17 protein-coding genes are annotated in these 18,855 nt (G+C 35.0%); 16 read left to right on the top strand and 1 reads right to left on the bottom strand.

The window, feature by feature from the left end:
• Nucleotides 1-7: 7 nt before the first annotated feature.
• The 15 genes from LXH21_RS08345 to LXH21_RS08275 all read left to right on the top strand — a co-directional run bounded on the left by LXH21_RS08345 (nucleotide 8) and on the right by LXH21_RS08275 (nucleotide 16,729).
• Complete coding sequence (locus LXH21_RS08345; RefSeq protein ID WP_239864598.1) at nucleotides 8-343, top strand: hypothetical protein; 336 nt, start codon at nucleotides 8-10, stop codon at nucleotides 341-343.
• Nucleotides 344-360: 17 nt separating this feature from the next.
• On the top strand, nucleotides 361-2,352 hold the full coding sequence (locus tag LXH21_RS08340; protein WP_239864596.1) for a hypothetical protein: 1,992 nt from the start codon (nucleotides 361-363) through the stop codon (nucleotides 2,350-2,352).
• A gap of 16 nt (nucleotides 2,353-2,368) precedes the next feature.
• On the top strand, nucleotides 2,369-2,677 hold the full coding sequence (locus tag LXH21_RS08335; RefSeq protein WP_239864594.1) for a hypothetical protein: 309 nt from the start codon (nucleotides 2,369-2,371) through the stop codon (nucleotides 2,675-2,677).
• A complete protein-coding gene (locus LXH21_RS08330; protein ID WP_239864592.1) occupies nucleotides 2,678-2,956 on the top strand; it encodes a hypothetical protein in 279 nt (92 codons plus the stop codon).
• A 74-nt stretch (nucleotides 2,957-3,030) separates the two neighbouring features.
• Nucleotides 3,031-3,744 (top strand): glycosyl hydrolase 108 family protein, encoded by a 714-nt coding sequence (locus LXH21_RS08325; protein WP_239864590.1) that lies wholly within the window; start codon nucleotides 3,031-3,033, stop codon nucleotides 3,742-3,744.
• Between the two features lie 26 nt (nucleotides 3,745-3,770).
• Entirely contained in the window at nucleotides 3,771-5,798 is a 2,028-nt protein-coding gene (locus LXH21_RS08320) for an SGNH/GDSL hydrolase family protein (RefSeq protein WP_239864588.1), read from the top strand.
• The gene (locus tag LXH21_RS08315) at nucleotides 5,798-6,070 is read left to right on the top strand and encodes a hypothetical protein (protein WP_239864586.1); all 273 of its coding nucleotides are present in this window, start codon (nucleotides 5,798-5,800) and stop codon (nucleotides 6,068-6,070) included. Before LXH21_RS08320 ends, LXH21_RS08315 begins: the two co-directional genes overlap by 1 nt.
• A complete protein-coding gene (locus LXH21_RS08310) occupies nucleotides 6,067-6,651 on the top strand; it encodes a hypothetical protein (protein ID WP_239864584.1) in 585 nt (194 codons plus the stop codon). The genes LXH21_RS08315 and LXH21_RS08310 overlap by 4 nt, the downstream gene beginning before the upstream one ends.
• Before the next feature lie 722 nt (nucleotides 6,652-7,373).
• Entirely contained in the window at nucleotides 7,374-8,021 is a 648-nt protein-coding gene (trhA, locus tag LXH21_RS08305; RefSeq protein ID WP_239864582.1) for a PAQR family membrane homeostasis protein TrhA, read from the top strand.
• A 364-nt stretch (nucleotides 8,022-8,385) separates the two neighbouring features.
• On the top strand, nucleotides 8,386-9,948 hold the full coding sequence (locus tag LXH21_RS08300) for a type I restriction-modification system subunit M (RefSeq protein WP_239864580.1): 1,563 nt from the start codon (nucleotides 8,386-8,388) through the stop codon (nucleotides 9,946-9,948).
• 141 nt (nucleotides 9,949-10,089) lie between these two features.
• Entirely contained in the window at nucleotides 10,090-11,217 is a 1,128-nt protein-coding gene (locus tag LXH21_RS08295) for a restriction endonuclease subunit S (RefSeq protein WP_239864578.1), read from the top strand.
• A 41-nt stretch (nucleotides 11,218-11,258) separates the two neighbouring features.
• Nucleotides 11,259-12,557, top strand: a complete 1,299-nt coding sequence (locus tag LXH21_RS08290) for a hypothetical protein (protein ID WP_239864576.1) — start codon at nucleotides 11,259-11,261, stop codon at nucleotides 12,555-12,557.
• A gap of 82 nt (nucleotides 12,558-12,639) precedes the next feature.
• A complete protein-coding gene (locus LXH21_RS08285; protein ID WP_239864568.1) occupies nucleotides 12,640-13,356 on the top strand; it encodes a hypothetical protein in 717 nt (238 codons plus the stop codon).
• A gap of 6 nt (nucleotides 13,357-13,362) precedes the next feature.
• The gene (locus LXH21_RS08280) at nucleotides 13,363-16,242 is read left to right on the top strand and encodes a type I restriction endonuclease subunit R (RefSeq protein ID WP_239864566.1); all 2,880 of its coding nucleotides are present in this window, start codon (nucleotides 13,363-13,365) and stop codon (nucleotides 16,240-16,242) included.
• A gap of 88 nt (nucleotides 16,243-16,330) precedes the next feature.
• Nucleotides 16,331-16,729 carry a hypothetical protein gene (locus tag LXH21_RS08275; protein WP_239864564.1) on the top strand — a complete coding sequence of 133 codons (399 nt, stop codon included), beginning with the start codon at nucleotides 16,331-16,333 and terminating at the stop codon, nucleotides 16,727-16,729.
• Between the two features lie 181 nt (nucleotides 16,730-16,910).
• Here LXH21_RS08275 and LXH21_RS08270 read toward each other — a convergent pair whose 3' ends face one another.
• Entirely contained in the window at nucleotides 16,911-17,642 is a 732-nt protein-coding gene (locus LXH21_RS08270; protein WP_239864562.1) for a hypothetical protein, read from the bottom strand.
• A 197-nt stretch (nucleotides 17,643-17,839) separates the two neighbouring features.
• On the opposite strand from LXH21_RS08270, the gene LXH21_RS08265 reads away from it, so the two are divergent.
• On the top strand, nucleotides 17,840-18,424 hold the full coding sequence (locus LXH21_RS08265) for a 5'-methylthioadenosine/S-adenosylhomocysteine nucleosidase family protein (RefSeq protein ID WP_239864560.1): 585 nt from the start codon (nucleotides 17,840-17,842) through the stop codon (nucleotides 18,422-18,424).
• Nucleotides 18,425-18,855: the final 431 nt, after the last annotated feature.

Below are 18,855 nucleotides of genomic sequence, written 5' to 3'. Positions count from 1 at the left end.
CACAATCATGGATTTAAAAATAATAAACTTAGGGTCTGCTCCAAATAACAAAACGGGAACACCGGCACGTTTGGCGGGTGAATGGATAAATGAAAACTTTGGTGTTATTGCTCTAGCGTTGCAAACGTTAATAGATACTAATGGTCCATCTGCAAAAATATTTCGATTAGGAGAGTTGCAAGTGTATAAAGTAAGACCAGAAGATGATCCTGATTATGTAATAGAACAACAATCGGGTGATTACTGTATCGGTTTTGCAGAAAACGAAAGTGGCCAATGGGAATTTATAAGTGCCAATTATATTGCAGGTCCTATAACTAAAAAAGCAAGCTACGATATATAAAACTAAAATTTAAAACTATGAAAAATTGGATTTCTGCGTTATTAATTACAATAACGCTCACGGGTTACAGTCAAACAATACCGAGTCAAGCCGGTATAAAATTGACTAAAAATACTAAAGACAATGCAGCGACAAAAGTCAACGTGCAAAGCGCAGACAATGCCGTCAATTGGGTTGATAAAGCTGATTTTGAGCAAACGAGTAACAAGGTGTATGATTTATTGGGAACAAAGCCAAATGATGCCTACCCTACTGCCAATGCGGTTATAGCTGCAATCAATTCTGTAGGTATTAATACCGATAAGTTTATAAAACTTGGTTCGGTACAGAAAACAGGCTCAACAGTAAGTATCGCCGCAAATGCTTTTCAATGGAAAATTAACGGCGTCGAATACTTAACGACTTCGGCCTTTTCGCAAGTAATCGCACCAGCTACAGACAACTTTTATAGAATAGATTTAATAGTTGCTAATACCTTGGGAGGCTACACGCTAGTAGTGGGAACAGAGAGTGAAACAGTAATTAGTAAACCTGATCTGCCAGCCAATACTCTAGAAGTTACTTTCGTGCCCGTATTTGGCGCGGTCGTTGGCGATATACCACCCGCGCAGGAGGTAGGGACGCCTGAACAAGTAAGCGGGGTATTGGTGGGCGCAGGCGCAATCGATCCTGTAAAGGGGCAGGTTATCAACGATTATTTTAGGATTAGATTTTTTAATCCTGGAGAGGATCAAGGGTCCTTAGAGATCGCTACGGCGGACAATGGCACGGAGCCTATAAGATTTAGGCAGTATAATCTTAGCAACGATGGAGGAGTATATGAGCCTTTCAGCTCAATTACTAACGAGGTAACTATTCTTGATGAAAATGGAAATACTTTTTTACCTAAAAGCCTTTCAGTAGGGGGGAATATTACGGCGTTACCCGCTACGACTTCGGGGCAGGTAGTTGTTAAAAGCCAATTAGACTTAAAAGAAGATACTGCCAATAAAATTTACGACTTAGCGGGAGGCACTAAGCCTGCGGACGCTTACCCAAGCGCCAACGCGGTAAATACGGCGCTTAACTCTAAAATAGGAGGCTTAGGGACAGTTAACTACTTTCCTGTTTTTACAGCCAGCGGCACATTAGGTAATAGTCCTATGTATTATACTAATTCCAGCATATACTCCCCTAGTGAGATCAACTCTGTATCTTCCGATTTTGTGAGAGGCACTACTGGAAAATCTGCAGCTTATGGAATATATGATAGTAAAGGCTATATCTCTGTAGGCGGAATCGGTGGTACAAACTCATCAAACGAAGAGTTGGCGTTAATGCCTTTTGGAGGAAAAGCCACTGTGTTAACGCCTGCAAGCAGCGACGACTCAAAAAGAATTGCTAATACGGAGTGGGTGACAGCAAATGCAATATCCGCATTGAACCCATTAGAGATAAATAAAACGGATAAAACTGTTTGGAATAGCGGTAAAGTTGCAGGTAATACAGTTTTTGGTAAGGTTAGCATGGTTAATAATGCATCTGGAACGGGTAATACTGCTATTGGGAATAGTGTTTTAGTTTCTGGATCAGAACTATCATCAAACACTTCGGTAGGTCATAACTCAGCTCTTTTGCTAAACGCAGGTAGTGAAAATACTTTTTTAGGCGCTTATGCAGGGCGACTTGACAATTTAGGAGATGGGACATCTTTAAGTAAATCTGTTTTATTAGGTGCCAATACTAAAGGGACTAGGACTGCAGAAAATGAAATAGTTATAGGTTACGATACGCAAGGAGATGGCACAGATAGCGCAGTCTTAGGGAATTCAGACGTAAAAAAGACTAGACTTAGAGGTGTTATAACTCATACAGAATACACAGTATCTACGCTTCCGACTCCTACATATTCTACTGCTTACGCCACAGTAACAGACGCAGTTGCTATGACATACGGAGTAGCGCCAACAGGAGGCGGAAATTTAAAAGTACCTGTTTTTTGGAACGGTACAGCATGGATAATGCATTAATCATAAAAACACAAAAATGGAAAAATTTACAATACAGTTTTTTGGAACAATAGATTTGCCTACATACGTCGCTTGGATGCTGTTGGCTTTGATGGGTGCTTTATTAGGTATCTTGATTCGGCGCGTATATGGTGGGTTAAAAACCTACCCTGTCACCCTCGAGCAAATGATATTAGGATTCATGATCACTTTTATTTCAATACGGTTCTCTGACGAAATTCTAGGCATTCAACCAACTTCATTCGGGGCCTTGGTAATTGGTCTCACGCACAACGAAATAGCCTTGCTGATTTTAAAAAAATATTTAGATAAAAAAGAGTCGTAAATGGAAGATAACCCAACAGTAAAATTATCGGTAAATCAATTGTTCTCTTCCTTTTGTGGCCTGTTGGTCCTTGTGATTGGTTGTTATATCGAAATCAAAATAAGTTCATCAAATCAAAATGAACGTATTACCAACAACGAAAAAAAAATAGACAAACAGGAAGATTACAAAGCAAAAATTGATTTTAAACTCGATAAAATAATTGAGACGATCACACAAATAAAAATCGACAATGCAAATCAGCGAGTCCTGGACGCTGAAAAAAAAATCGAACAGTAAAAAACAACCTTTTTGTATGACAGAGGGTCATCAATGTCCCGCTCTAATAATCGAAAAGTAAACAACATTAAGCCATGGCAAAATTTGAAATAGCAGACCGTTTAACCCGAAAGTCTGAAGGTGGTTATTCGAGTCATAAAGAAGACAACGGCAACTGGACGGGTGGTAAAGTTGGTAAAGGAATTTTGATCGGGACCAATTACGGTATTAGTGCTCCTGTTCTTGCGGCTTATTTAGGTCGAACGCCTAATTTGCTTGAAATGAAAAACCTGAGATTGGAGACAGTCGATAAAATTTATAAAAAGAATTATTGGGATGTTATCCGAGGGGATGAAATATTCGATCAAGACACGGCCAATATGATTTATGATATGGCTGTAACATCTGGACCAGGCACGGCAATAAAATTGGCTCGTGAAGCAAAAAATTATGCTACAGGTATAACGATGACCAACGGATTTTTGAATCATATAAATCAAATGAAATATTTAATTATAGTACTGCTCTTTTTTGGCTGTATGACAAAAAAAGCAAAGGATGCAGAACCAATTTCGAAAGAAATAATTGAAACGCACCAATGTCCAGAACCAATTGAAATCATTATCACAGACACTATTTATTTGACTAAAAAATACGATAGTTTACAAGTAGTGATCAAGAAGAAAAACGACAGTCTTTTTCAAGAAAGGTATCGCCTGGAGCGGGTAAAATATTACAACGGCATCGTTCAAAGAAATTCGTCACAAATCAAGTTTTTGGTAGGTTGGATAAATAGAGCGGTAAAATAAGTATAAGAATTTTTAAAACAAACAGTATGATAAAAGTACACAAAGGAGAAAGTGTTTCTCTAGGTTTTAATATTAGCGGGTTGCAAGCTTCTGAAATCGAAGACTTCTCTGTTTATATCGGTGATCTTGGTTTTAGTATTGCAGCTGGAACGCTCGAAAAAGACCCAGATATCGAAAATTTATGGTATGCTCGAATGTCGTCATTGGTGACATCAAGATTTTCGGGAACTAGAAAGATTTCGATAGCAATAACAACAGATTTATTGGGTGTTTATAAATCCAACGAAATTGGCTGCTTGACTATTATTACAACAAATGAATTAACAGCCAACGACGAACTTTCAAAATACATCAAAGCGACCTTCAAAATAAACGTTTCTCTAGATCAAACCAATACCAATGTGTTTTTGGAGAGTATTTATAGAGTTTCGGGCGATGGTATTGGTGGTGGTGAAGATGGATTAACGCCATTTATTAACGCTTCTGGTAATTGGCAGATTGGTACTGAAGATACTGGTGTAAAAGCTCAGGGTGAAGATGGTTTGACACCGCAAAAAGGTACCGATTATGTTGATGGCGAAGATGGGTTAACTCCATTTATTAATACATCGGGTAATTGGCAAATTGGTGATGTTGATACTGGGGTTAAAGCTCAGGGGGAAGATGGTATAACTCCGCAAAAAGGAACCGATTATGTTGATGGTGAAGATGGATTAACTCCATTTATTAATCAAGCGGGTAATTGGCAAATTGGTGATACTGATACTGGGGTTAAGGCTCTGGGTGAAGATGGTAAGGATTTTATAACACCTAAAGACCCGTTTTTGCTTGCGGAATATAGATTTGATGAAGATGTAAAAACAGTGTTAATTGACTACTCAGGTAATAGTAAGAACGGTACTTACGTAGGTAATCCAACGTCAGTTTCAGGAGGAGGGTTTTATGCTGAAAATGGTAAATATGCTACAGGTCATGTTGATTCTTTATCCACAGCGCAAACTATTTATATAGTTGCCGATATTTCAGAAGACAATAAGAGCCTTTACCACGCTATTTTAGGAAATTCAACAGGTTTGAGTAATCTTAATATAATGGGTACGGAAATAACTAATGGTAATCATTGGCAAGGTGCTCACGTTACATCTGTAAATAAGTTAAGTCAAACATTCCAACCAACACCAACTAATACGTATATAATAGCTATTACAGTACCTAATAATGGTAGTGTATTATCTAAGACATATTATAATGGGGAAGAAGTTTCTGCGTATGTAAGTAGAGATACTAATATATACTTAGGGCGTAACGGTACGCCATGGTTTGGACAGTCAAATGCTAACGGAGTAGGAAGATTAAACGCAAACATTTACTACTTTGCATCTTATAGTAGTTTGCATGAAGATTATGAAGTTTTAAAAACTAGTAATAATATCAGAAGCTTATTAAATAGCAGAGGTACAAAAAAACCTGAAAGTTATAATTTAAAATCTACAGAAAACATTCTCTTAGGTTTAGGAGATTCAATTACAGATGGTGCCGGCGCAGGTTCATACCTAGGGAAAATTACTGTTACGGAGTCGTTTAAGATACTAAATAAAGGATGGGCAGGTATAACATCTGGTAATTGTATAAATGGTGCTCTTGGGTTCCCAACATTGTATTTAAGTCCTAAAAAATATAATATAGCTGTTTTATTTTTTGGTACTAACGATATTGGTAATAATACTGCAAAAGTTTCCTTGGTTAATTTAAAGGCTTCTGCTTCTTTGTTTAAAAGAGCGGGATGGAAAGTTATAGTTTGTAGCTTAATAGATAGAGGTGATGCACTAGCTTTAAATTACCCCAATTTTTATACAGAGTTTAATACTGAAATCAGAACATCTTGGAAGTATTTTGCGGATGAGTTTGCCGATTTAAATGCCGAACCATTATTAGGGGATGTAGGTGCAAGTAGTAACACAACTTATTTTCAAGGTGATAAAGTGCATCCAACAGATGCAGGTCAACAATTAATTGCTTCTATAATATCGGCTGCAATTAATAAGATAGTATAATGCCAACAATCACCAACCCACTCCAAATCATCGCCAAGTCCAAATATATGTATTTGGCGATGCTATCTCGTGAGGTTAAAATAAGCAAATGGCTTATCTCACGTCCCATTCAGAGCCAAAGGAGTATCATAGAGAAAACTCCACAAGAAATGAAATTATTTGAGGAGTACAAATATTGGTTGTCGCAAGATGGAGCGGTACCTAAAGGTGTAATTAAGCAATTTAAAGAAGATGTTAAAAGTCTAGAACAAAAAAACCAAAACCCATTATGAAAAAAGTAATAAATTACATAGTTCTATCGCTAGTATTTATCCTGGTACTTTCTTGCGGTGCTCGAAAAGCAGATAAATCAAAAACTAGTGAGGTTGTAAAATCGGAGATAATTGACAAGTCAAAAAGTGACAAGTCCGAAAATGTAGAATCGAATGTTAAAACCACTGAAGCTACTACGATTAATAACCAGGATCAAACCACAACTGTAAAAAAAACAGTTGAACCGGTCGACCCGACAAAGCCAGCGTCATACATTGACGAAAAAGGAGTTAAAAAAGAGCTGCACAATTCAAAAGAAGTCACCGAGACAACTACCCGCAACAATAACACTCAAACTCAAGTGAAGTCGCAAATTGAAAATAGTGTCAAAACAGACAAAAAAGAAGCTTTGCAAAACAACAAAAAAGAAGTTAGTGATGTAAAGAAAGAAAATAAGGAATCCTCCACCGAACGCCAAGCTTGGAACCCGTATCATTTGATTTGGATATTTATAATCATTGCTGCAATTGTCTGGTTGATATGGAGGTATAAAACCAATATATTTGGTATAAAAAAAATAGTTGTTGTGTTGATTGTTTGATTATTTGGTTGAAAAGGCGGTTTTGCAGAACCGCCTTTTTTTATGCAAAAAATGATTTATTTTTGCATAAAATAAAAGATTGTAAATTGTAATTACCTTATAGTTAGGTATTTAAAAGATTTTTGTTTGTGCCTTCTAAGCAGGCGGTCGAAGGTTCGAATCCTTCTGCCTTCACAAAAACCGATACATTTATTTGTATCGGTTTTTTTGTTTATAGTAATGATGAAATAGAGCATCCCGATTTTTTTAAGAGGGACGGTCGAAGGTTCGAATCCTTCTGCCTTCTTAAAAATTCGATACTTTTTTATTATTTGTTTTTGTTTATACTACTTACAACCCACTACTCTACTATTGCTTCAAATGGATCAACTGCAAAAGTTGGGGATTACCAGTGAGCCAATAATAACATCGCAATATTCTTATCGTTACTACAGTTGTAGATAGTTCGTAATTGGTATATAAAGACCTTTTTTTTTTGATCTGGATATAATTACAAATAATAGTTATAGAATATACAGTTTGAGAAAATTAGGTAAGAAAAAACAAAAGCAACCTTAGCACCGTGCAATTATAATTTTATGCTTTCCTTGTTTACAACTTCCGTAAGTAAAAATGATCCTGATAAAATAGTAAATTATAGAACGGATAGAGCCTTGTTAGAGATAGATTTAAGTAATTTTACAAAAAGAGGCAAGCACATCAAGCCTTATTAAATTAATTGTATGCGAACTCAAAATTCAAACATCCGAATTAGACAAGAACTTATCAACAGTATCGTTCATGGTTTTGGAATTATTTTTGGCATCGTAAGTGTTCCAATTCTAATTGCATTTGCCATCAAAAGTGATAACACTGCTGGCATTATTGGTGCAGCCATATATGGTTTTTGTTTTTTGCAGCTCTTTACTTTCTCTACTCTCTACCACGGAATCCAGCATCCACAAGCAAAACGTACACTAGAAATCCTTGACCATATCAGTATTTATTTCATGATAGCGGGTACGTACACGCCGTTTTTGCTAATGTATCTGCTCAATTCTTTTGGTATTACACTACTATCAATTTTGTGGGGCCTTACAGCATTAGGAATAATGTATAAGATCTTTTTTATAGGGAAATGGAAGATTTTTTCGACCCTAATTTATATTGCCATGGGTTTAATCATGATTGTTGGCGGACGTACTTTTTTCGAAAGTATACCCTCTAACATTCTCGCTATGATTCTTATTGGCTGTGCCCTTTACCTTATGGGTGTGATTTTTTACTTATGGAAGAAATACCCCTACAATCATGCGGTCTGGCATTTCTTTGTGCTCGCAGCTGCCATTTGTCACTACGTTGCTATTTTATTAGCGGTAGCGTCGAATTAATTATAATTGTTGAGTAGTAAGCAAATTAAAGGCCTAATTATAAAAGAGATGATGAAAAGCTTGACGGTAACAAAGTGCTATTTCTTTTTTATTAAATAGGGATTCAGCGTGCAGAACAATTCACACTAAAAAATAGAAATCCTCTGTCTGAGCAATCAATACTTATTATTATTTTAGTTGATTTTTTCTTTCATGACAAAATTTAGTTTGCAAAATAGAAAGAAAAGCAGCAAAAACGCATCGAAGGAAGCTATAAAAAAATAAAAATATTTATTTGTGTACCGTAATTACGGTTTTCCTCATTACAAATTAGGATATAATTAATACTTTAGCTTCATAAAAATTTTAAGACAAAAATTGCTTCATGGCAGCCGAACAAAAACAAAAATTAGAACAACAACTCTGGAACATTGCAAACACCCTACGTGGCAAGATGGACGCCGATGATTTTAGAGATTACATATTAGGTTTTATCTTCTATAAATACCTGAGCACCAAGATGGATCTGTACGCCAATACCATCCTAAAACCAGACGGACTCAGCTTTCAAGAAGTCGAAGGACATCAAGAAGAAACTACTTTACTTAAAGAAATAAAACAACTTGCCTTAGACAAATTAGGCTACTTCTTATTGCCTTCTGAATTGTTTTCAGAGTTGGCAAGAAGAGGCAACGCAGGTGGGAAAAATAATTTTATCCTTGGCGATTTATCAAAAGTGCTTACGCACATTGAGCAAAGTACCATGGGATCAGAAAGTGAAGAGGATTTTGGTAATCTATTTTCTGATCTTGATTTGACTTCGCACAAACTTGGAAAATCCGAAGCGGATAAAAACGAGCTGATTGTAAAAGTTCTTGTACATCTAGACGAAATCGACTTTGATCTCGAAAACACCGACAGCGATGTTCTAGGCGATGCTTACGAATACCTAATCGGGCAGTTTGCCAGTGGCGCAGGCAAGAAAGCAGGAGAGTTTTATACCCCACAACAAGTCAGCAGCATCTTGGCACAACTGGTTACAGTAGGTAAGGACAAATTAAAAAGCGTGTACGACCCTACTTGTGGTTCGGGTTCATTATTGTTGCGAGTAGCAAAGGAAGTCAAAGATGTTAGCGCCTTTTACGGACAAGAAATGAATCCTACGACCTACAACCTTTGTCGTATGAACATGATCATGCATGACGTACACTACAAACGTTTCGACATCAAGAACGAAGACACCCTCGAGCGTCCGCAACATTATGATATGCGTTTTGAAGCCATCGTGGCCAATCCGCCATTCTCGGCCAACTGGAGTGCCAGCCCGCTACACATGACCGATGAGCGTTTCTCAGCCTACGGAAAACTAGCCCCATCTTCCAAAGCTGATTTTGCCTTTGTGCAACACATGGTGCACCAACTGGATGACAACGGAACCATGGCAATCGTATTGCCTCACGGCGTTTTGTTTCGTGGCGGTGCCGAAGGTCACATACGCCAATACCTAATCAAAGAGAAAAATTACCTCGATGCCGTAATAGGCCTACCCGCCAATATTTTTTATGGAACCAGCATCCCAACTTGTATTTTGGTGTTAAAGAAAAAACGCCAACATGCTGATAATATTCTCTTTATCGATGCCAGCCAACATTTTGAAAAAATAAAAACCCAAAACGTATTGCGCACCCAGGATATCGACAAAATAATCGATACCTATAAAAACCGAAAAATAGAGGATAAATATTCCCATATCGCCGTTGCCGCGTCAATTGCCGAAAATGATTATAATTTAAACATCCCGCGCTACGTAGACACCTTCGAGGAAGAAGATGCAATAGACCTAACCGCCATAACAACCGAATTAAGAGCATTAGCCACCCAAGCCAAAACCACCGATGCCACCATCGCAGGATTTTGCACCGAATTAGGAATCGAAACCCCATTTTAATCATGAAAAACAATTTAGATACAAATGATTTGGGCTTTTCCCGCCAGAAAAAGGCGGGTCGGGCTATCCGTTACAATCTTTTTGTTCGTTCCTCTCAAAAAGGATTTCCACTTTTATCCCTAACGCAAAAAAATCCCTGCCATGAATAAAGTATGTATTCCAAAATTACGATTTAGTGGGTTTGATGGGGAGTGGGAGGATTTGATATTAAAAGATGTGGTTAAAGTCAATCAAGGACTAGCTATTTTAAAAAGTAATCGTCATTCCGTAAATGGACATAATAGATTACATTATATTACAATACCTTATTTAGAAGGCAAAGGTGGAGAATACATTGAAAATGCCCAGAAATCAGTTATTTGTTATCCAGAGGATATTATTGTTACTAGAACTGGAAATGGTGTTGGAAAAACATGGACAAATGCACATGGTGTTTTCCATAATAATTTCTTTAAAGTATCTCCTTTAACAAAATCTACTTCTAAATTATTTTTATTTCAATATTTAAATAAACCTGAAATTCAGTTTTTAATGAAGCAATATGCAGGAACAAGTGCCATTCCTGATTTAAATCATGGTGAGTTTTATATAATTCCTTATTATAAAACTTCACTTGAAGAACAACAAAAAATAGCCTCATTTTTAAGTTCGGTCGATGAAAAAGTACTGCAATTGTCCCGCAAAAAGGAACTCTTAGAACAATACAAAAAAGGCGTAATGCAACAATTGTTCTCAGGAAAATTGCGGTTTAAAGACGAAAATGGGAATGAGTATCCGGATTGGGAGGAGAAGAAATTGGGGGAGGTTCTGAAAATTGGTAGCGGAAAAGATTATAAACATTTAGAAAAAGGAAATATTCCTGTTTTCGGAACAGGTGGATATATGTTGTCAGTGAATAAATGTCTGTATAAAGGAGAAACAGTTTTTATTGGTCGTAAAGGAACAATTGACAAACCATTTTATTTTGATGGAGAATTTTGGACAGTAGATACTTTGTTTTACACCCATTCTTTTAAAAATACAATTCCAAAATTTATTTATTGTGTATTTCAACAGATAAACTGGAAATTACATAATGAAGCGTCAGGTGTACCTAGTTTATCAAAATCAACAATTGAAAAATTAAAATTTAATTTACCATCCCTACCCGAACAACAAAAAATTGCCAATTTTTTATCGGGCATCGATGATAAAATAGAAAATACGCATCAAGAAATAAATAACATGCAAGGATTCAAAAAGGGGTTGTTGCAACAAATGTTTGTGTAGCGCAAAAGTCTTAAATACTTAATCAACTAAAACTATATATTATGAAAAAAATGTACTCTTTTTATTGTTGTCTTTTTTTATTTACTGTTTCTAATATAATTGCTCAGGAAAAACAACTTGATTCAATTTTAATTAGTCCTTCTGTTCAATATGAAGCTGATTTGTATAATAAGAAAGGTGAGAAACAAACTTTTAATGGCAAAATGATGAATATTTTGTTTGCTAAAAAAGTAGGAACTGCCTTTGGAGGATCTAATGATTTAACCTTACAAAAATTTTATTCCTCTTTGGATGTCAATGATAAATCAATATCTATTGGTGCTAATTTTGAATGGAAACGTTCTGATGAAACAAAGAAACTCACTTGGTTACTATCGGCAGGAGCGAAAATAAAAGCGGAAAACAAATTTGCTACTGTTTACGATAATGGTGATTTTCAAGAAAATAATATTGGTACAACTTTTAAAATCACACGAATAGGAAGAGGATCAATCAATTTTACAACAACTAATCCTAGAAAAAGAAGAGATTCAGCTGTGCTAAAAAATCGTGAATTACTCTATGAAAAATATGATAAGACAACACAAAAATTTAATGTTGAAAATTTAAATGAATTTAAAAGGAAACATGATGAATTGTCTCGTTATGATAAAGATGCTAAGGATTATAAAACTGAATTAGAAGCGAAGAGTAAAGCACTTTATATTGAAATGGCAAAAGAAGAAATTACCTATTTGGAAAACAACAAAATGTATCATTTCGTTTCTGATAATTGGTGGTCTCTAGAGGTTTTTGTTCCTATTGGTGAAAACAAGTACTTGACTACTTCTGATGTATTAAACAATGCTCTTTCCAAAAAGCATTTTTATGCCTTTAACGCGACTCTTTCCTGGAATTATATGAGAGAATATTCATGTGGATACTCTTTCTTTTTCAAAGCTAAAGCCAACTTAAAAAACAATAACAATATATTAGTTGATGATCTAAAATCAAAAGCATTTCAAACGTCAGAAAGTGGAGCGGGAGGTACAGTAGTAATAAAAGACTCAAATGATGGATATATTACAGATTTTGAACAATTTGTAACTCCTTCACTTATCATTGAACCAGCTTTTTTTATATTTAATAATAGTTTAGGTTTTAGTCCTGCCATAGAACTTAATCAAGGGAAATATAATAAAACTAATTGGAAGTTAGGTATTCCGATAAGTTTAAAAGACAAAGATGGTAAGCCAAAGGTAAATTTTGAAGTGCAGTGGAAAGAAATAAATACTTTTAATTCTTCTAGTCATTTAGTAGGCATAAGTGTGAACTTCTTATTTGGCGAATTAATCAATTAAAAAAATATTAAGAGCCATCAATCCGAATTACAATTAGAAAACAACCTAATCAAGCAATTGGTTTAAAATAAATAATATAAACATGAAAATTTTAGGCTATTCAGAACGTGGTATTATTAATTCATTGATATTCTCAATTGGTGAGGATAAAGTATTGATGAATAAATTTATTGAGACTATAACAATTCATGAATCTTTTAATTTAGGAACACCAGAAAGATATACTGTGCTTTTAGAACAATCCTTTTCCGATTTTGGTGATGCAGATTTGGTAATTATCATTCATTACAAAGATGAAAAAATTGAAAAGGCAGCGGACAAAATAGTATTATTTATTGAAGGAAAAGTAAAAACATCGGGTAGTAACTGGATTATAAAAACTCAATTTGATAAATACTTTCAAAAGAAAGAATATAAGGGTTATTCATCCAACTTATTCTATCAACTGTATTTTAAAAAACAATTAATTGATAATTGGGCAATTTTAAAACAAAATAAGTTAGATGGTAATAGAAGTGGAATAAAATCATTTTTTAGAAATAGAAAGATAGGTGATAATCCAATTGTTGAAAAAGCGTTCAATTTGATTGAATGTAAGGAAGCTTATTATATAGGGATTATTCCAACTTTAAAGGAAGATCTTAAAAAATTTAATGACAAAATAGATTTTGAAATGAGTTTTCTATCATGGGAAAGAGTGGAGGAGTTTTGTAGAGAAAATGATCTTCAAAAAGTATTAAATATATTTGATTACAATGACAAACAAATTTATAATAGAGTAAAAAAGCTTAATAATTAAGTAGTTATGAGCCATCAATCAGAATTACAATTAGAAAACAAACTCATCAAGCAATTGATTGGTTTGAATTATGCAGCTGTACAAATTCAAGATGGAGACGCATTAGTTTCTAATCTTAAAAGTCAGTTGGAAGTTTTCAATCAAACCACCTTTACCGCTAAGGAGTTTGATGCTATTTTGAATCATTTATCCAAAGGAAATGTTTTCGAAAAAGCTAAAACCTTGCGGGATCGTTTTCAATTGACCAAAGAAGATGGCACTTCCTTTTACGTACGTTTTTTTAATACCGAAGACACAAGCCAGAATCTATTTCAGGTTACCAATCAAATATCCTTAGAAGGAAGTTATAAAAACCGTTTTGATGTCACGCTCTTGGTCAATGGTTTGCCTTTGGTCCAAATAGAATTAAAGCGCTCTGGCATCGAAATCAAAGAGGCCTTCAACCAAATTAATCGCTACCAAATGCATTCTTTTTGGAGCAATCATGGTTTGTTTCAATACGTGCAATTATTTGTGATCAGCAATGGAGTCAATACCAAATATTTGGCGAATAATAAATTGCAATCAGTTAAACAGACCTTCTTTTGGGCGGATGCCAAAAATAAAAATATTACAGATTTATCAGAGTTTGCAGCTTCATTTTTAAACCCAACTCATTTGGGTAAGATGATTGCACATTATATTGTGATCAATGAAACACATAAGGTAATGATGGTGTTGCGTCCGTATCAATATTTTGCTACCGAAGCTATTATTCATCAAGTCAAAAACTCAAACGACAACGCTTACATTTGGCACACTACAGGTTCGGGAAAAACACTAACTTCTTTTAAAGCCAGTCAAATATTGATGGACTTGCCCGAAGTCTACAAAGTTGTTTTTGTAGTAGACAGAAAAGATTTGGATTATCAAACCATGAACGAGTTCAATGCGTTCAAGAAAGATAGTGTAGACGTTACCAATAACACCCAGTCATTAGTAAGGCAATTAACGGACAATACGAAATTAGTACTGACCACAATACAGAAACTAAACAACGCTATTTCGGAACGATTTGCGGGTGCAATTGAAGCTTTACGCCACCAGAAAATCGTTTTTATATTTGATGAATGCCATCGTTCGCAGTTTGGAGATACTCATGATCGTATAACAAAGTTTTTTGAGAAAAGTCAGTTAATAGGTTTTACCGGAACGCCCATTTTTGCCGAAAATGCTTCTAAAAATGAGTATGGAAAACGCACAACCAAAGACTTGTTTGGCAACTGCCTGCATAAATATGTAATTACAGATGCAATTAAAGATCAAAATGTATTGCGTTTTGGGATAGAGTACATTGGGAAGTATAGAAATAAGAGCAATACTTTTATTGATATTGAGGTTGAAGATATAGACAAGCAAGAAGTACTGAATTCTGAAAAACGAATCTCTAAGATTGTAGATTACATCATTGCACATCACAGCCAAAAGACTTTCAATAAAGATTATTCGGCCTTGTTAGCGGTAAGCAGCATTGATAATGTGATTCAGTATTATGATTTGTTTCAGCAAAAGAAACTAGCAGGCGAACATGATTTGCGTATTGCTACTATTTTTACGTACGGCACAAACGAAGATTCAGAAGAAGCACAGGATTATTTACCAAGTGATGAAGTCGATTTTGATGTTTTGGCAGAAGCTCCAACCACTTATCAATCCAAGCATACAAGGGACAAATTAGACTCCTACATTGCTGATTATAACCAAATGTATGGCACGAGTTTTTCGACCAAAGACAGCCAGCAATTTGAGAACTATTTCAAAAACATAAGTAAACGTTTAAAAGACCGAGAAAAGGAAAACTTCAACCATGACAAAGACCGTTTGGATATTGTTATTGTTGTCAATATGATGCTTACAGGTTTTGATGCCAAGAAAGTAAATACCCTTTACGTAGATAAAAACTTGAAACAACACGGCTTAATACAAGCCTATTCAAGAACCAACAGGATATTAGGAGAACAGAAGTCACAAGGGAACATTCTGTCCTTTAGAAACCTCAAAAAAGCCACCGACGAAGCCATTACTTTATTTTCGAACAAAGACGCCATCGAAGTGGTTACCATGCCCGATTATGAAAAAATAGCAGAGAAGTTTGATGAGGCTTTGAAACTATTAAGAGAAATCACACCCACATACCAAAGCGTTAATGATTTAAAAAGCGAGCAAGACGAAGCAGAGTTTGTACAAGCTTTTAGAAAATTAATGCGTACAATGAATGTCTTACAATCTTATTCGGATTTTGATTGGGAAGATTTACCCATTGACGAGCAGGAGTTTGAAGACTACAAAAGCAAGTACTTGGACTTATACGAAAAAGTAAAACGAGACACTGAAAAACAAAAGACTTCGATTCTAGATGATATTGATTTTGAGTTAGAATTAATCCATAGAGACCAAATCAATGTTGCTTATATCTTGAAATTGCTGGCACAACTGAAAGGAGAAAAAACACCATCTGCAGCAGCTGCTCAAAAGAAAGCGATTGTTGATTTATTGGGAGGTGATATACAACTGAGAAGCAAACGAGATTTGATTCAGAAGTTCATTGATGAAAATATGCCTAATATCAAAGACAGCGACAACATCGACGATGAATTTGAGAAGTTCTGGCAAGATCAAAAAGTACTAGCATTAGGCAAGCTATGTGAAGAAGAAAACTTAGACAAAGCACAATTTAAATCCTTAATCGATGCCTACATTTACAGCGGAAGAGAACCTATAAAGGACGAAGTTTTTCAATGCCTAGACAACAGACCAAGCGTACTGCAAGCCAGAACTATCGGGGATCGAATTATTGCGAAGATGAAAGAATTTGTGGAGGTTTTTGTTAAGGGGATGATGGCTTAAATTTATTAAAGTATTACATAATAATATATTAAGATAGCGTTTATAACTAAAATGCTTTCGATAAAGAATGTCAAAAAAACAAATTGAAATGAACACATTAGAAAAAATTAATAAAAAGATAATAATACCGTATTCATTAAAACATTATTTTTCCTCTTCTTCACATGAATATGCTAGAATTGAATATGCAGAAAAAATAGCGCTTTTACAATCAGTTGTTCAAAAGGGTTTTAGCACATATGATTTATCGGAGGCGTTCAGAGAACCAAGAGCAACTAAATATAGTCAATACGATATGCAAAAAGAATTGGTGCGTTATATTGTACACATTCTTTATGGAAATGTTGAGGGAATTATAGTAAATCGTTATTACGAAGGAGTCCGAAGTATTGAAGCAGCAAAAGATTTAGATGCTTATTTACTTTCAGAGGATCCTTATGAAGACTTTAAAATGAAGTTTAAAGAAAAATTTAATATTGCATTATAACATATTATATGATTCACTAAGCTGTAATAACTTTTAAACATAAAAAAAATCAAAATGCTGTGATTAATCAATGTAATCACCGCATTTTTTGCGGTGAATAGGTCGTGTAATCTCCGCAAGACCAGTTAAACAAAGTAAATTTCACACGAAGAAGCACGCATTACATTTTAAAAAACAATTTTTAATAATCACTAAACAACGTCTCCCCTTTCACCAACCAAGAAAATCCAAAACATTCTACAGCAAGTGTTTCCATCCAAAAAGTGAGGTGGTTACTAGTGTAAAATGGTTCGGGTATCAAATGTAAAAAGCCAGCAAAAACAACTAAAATCGCTACTATCATCAGTACACCACAGGTGCGATAAATGTGATTTCGTGTTATTTTTTTGTCCCCTCTTTTTGAGGGCGCTTTGTCGGATTTGGTAAACAAAAACAATGACATATAGGCCAGACAAACTAAAAAGATACCTGCCGACACATAATGAAAACCTTCCCTAAAGGCACTTTCATTCAGCTTGGTTACTGAGTAGGGTGCTGCAGCATCACAACACGCGTTCGTAATATTGCCAGTTGGGAAAAACACCACGCATAATGCGAATATACCCGCGGTTAATGAGGTGAAAAAGTCTACAGGTTCTTTTCCTTTATAAATTATCAAAAACAAAGCTAGCATACTTAGAATAACAACAAAAATACTCGAAACACGTGTGTAGTAGTAATGACTAATGGATTCTAAAGGATACTTCACGCCACTATCTACATATAAAAAGACATATAACAGCAAAGGCAAAAACATTCCCAAAACTCCTATTACTTTACGAAGTGTCAAACTGTTTGTAAGCCAGATGCTATCGTCTTCCTTGAAGTCCACGTCAAGCATTTCTGTTATTTTGTTGGTAGTTGCGGATTTCATAAAAGTTTGGCTTTAAGTGTTTTCACTAATAAATACATCAAATATATAAACCTTTAAAGATATTTCGTGACAATTTTCTTGTTTATTATTCAGTATGGTTTTCTTTATAATCTCCATTTCAACTTTCGATAATTTTGAATCATAATTAAAGAAGTTATGATACTTTTGCAATAATAACAAAAAACGCAACATACAGTATGATTTCGATTAATCAAGTTACTTTTTACTCAACAGATGACGTCCTTTTTGTTTTTGCATTAGCAATTGAGGCTGGAAAAACATTTGATCAATACACTACTTTGTTTACCGGAATTGGTAAAGTAAATGCCAGTTATGAATTGACTAAGGCTATTCAAGTCAAAAAGCCGAAGCTGATTATCAATTTGGGCTCGGCGGGTAGTAATCATTTTTCAAAAGGGGATGTTGTTTGCTGTACACAGTTTGTACAACGCGACATGGACGTGCGCGGACTTGGGTATGCACTATACGAGACGCCTTTTGCTGACGTTCCAATAATTTTACCTTACGGCTTAGAAAAGCAGGGCGTTAGGGTAGGAACTTGCGGAACTGGAGATAGTTTTGATACCAGTCATGCAACTACTCAGTACAATGTAGTCGACATGGAGGCCTATGCCCTAGCCTTGATTGCAAAAAAAGAAGACATTCCGTTTTTGTGTCTCAAATACATCTCAGACGGTGCCGATGATAATGCTGCTGATGATTGGACGGTTTTGGTACACAAAGCAGCAGTGGCTTTTGCAGAAATCTTAGAGTTGAAATAATTAGATCGAAAATACTAAATTTCAAAATTGCCAATACTTCCACTTTTGTAGAAAAATTTTAATTTGCCTTGTAATTTGTGAATGATCCCAGAGATGACTGTTCGGAAAACTTTTTAAGATTAAAAAGTTTCAAAAATTTGATTTTGGTATATACAGAATTTGTAAAGTTGTATTGTATTTAAGTGCAAATGCTGTCACAGTATTTGAAGTCTACATCAAATGTTTCTACTATTTTGACTTAGGATGTTAAGTACGCAAAAGATTAGATTTTAAATGCTACTTACAGAACACATTTTTAAATATTAAAACCTTCAATTCTATTCAATGTAATAAACTGATTGAATGGATTTTAAAACAAAGGGTCTGACTGAAAAGTCAAACCCTTTAAACCGTAAGATGATTTCTCATATATCTACTCTCCTACTGCCTAA

Origin of the sequence: Flavobacterium algicola, from assembly GCF_022399565.1 — a bacterium.
In the GTDB taxonomy this organism is placed as follows: Bacteria; Bacteroidota; Bacteroidia; order Flavobacteriales; family Flavobacteriaceae; genus Flavobacterium; species Flavobacterium algicola.
This window is presented reverse-complemented; position numbering and strand designations above follow the sequence as displayed.

Coding starts and splice junctions, on each gene's coding strand:
- LXH21_RS08345 (WP_239864598.1), top strand. CDS start 8: ATGGATTTAAAAATAATAAACTTAGGGTCTGCTCCAAATAACAAAACG.
- LXH21_RS08340 (WP_239864596.1), top strand. CDS start 361: ATGAAAAATTGGATTTCTGCGTTATTAATTACAATAACGCTCACGGGT.
- LXH21_RS08335 (WP_239864594.1), top strand. CDS start 2,369: ATGGAAAAATTTACAATACAGTTTTTTGGAACAATAGATTTGCCTACA.
- LXH21_RS08330 (WP_239864592.1), top strand. CDS start 2,678: ATGGAAGATAACCCAACAGTAAAATTATCGGTAAATCAATTGTTCTCT.
- LXH21_RS08325 (WP_239864590.1), top strand. CDS start 3,031: ATGGCAAAATTTGAAATAGCAGACCGTTTAACCCGAAAGTCTGAAGGT.
- LXH21_RS08320 (WP_239864588.1), top strand. CDS start 3,771: ATGATAAAAGTACACAAAGGAGAAAGTGTTTCTCTAGGTTTTAATATT.
- LXH21_RS08315 (WP_239864586.1), top strand. CDS start 5,798: ATGCCAACAATCACCAACCCACTCCAAATCATCGCCAAGTCCAAATAT.
- LXH21_RS08310 (WP_239864584.1), top strand. CDS start 6,067: ATGAAAAAAGTAATAAATTACATAGTTCTATCGCTAGTATTTATCCTG.
- trhA (WP_239864582.1), top strand. CDS start 7,374: ATGCGAACTCAAAATTCAAACATCCGAATTAGACAAGAACTTATCAAC.
- LXH21_RS08300 (WP_239864580.1), top strand. CDS start 8,386: ATGGCAGCCGAACAAAAACAAAAATTAGAACAACAACTCTGGAACATT.
- LXH21_RS08295 (WP_239864578.1), top strand. CDS start 10,090: ATGAATAAAGTATGTATTCCAAAATTACGATTTAGTGGGTTTGATGGG.
- LXH21_RS08290 (WP_239864576.1), top strand. CDS start 11,259: ATGAAAAAAATGTACTCTTTTTATTGTTGTCTTTTTTTATTTACTGTT.
- LXH21_RS08285 (WP_239864568.1), top strand. CDS start 12,640: ATGAAAATTTTAGGCTATTCAGAACGTGGTATTATTAATTCATTGATA.
- LXH21_RS08280 (WP_239864566.1), top strand. CDS start 13,363: ATGAGCCATCAATCAGAATTACAATTAGAAAACAAACTCATCAAGCAA.
- LXH21_RS08275 (WP_239864564.1), top strand. CDS start 16,331: ATGAACACATTAGAAAAAATTAATAAAAAGATAATAATACCGTATTCA.
- LXH21_RS08270 (WP_239864562.1), bottom strand. CDS start 17,642: ATGAAATCCGCAACTACCAACAAAATAACAGAAATGCTTGACGTGGAC.
- LXH21_RS08265 (WP_239864560.1), top strand. CDS start 17,840: ATGATTTCGATTAATCAAGTTACTTTTTACTCAACAGATGACGTCCTT.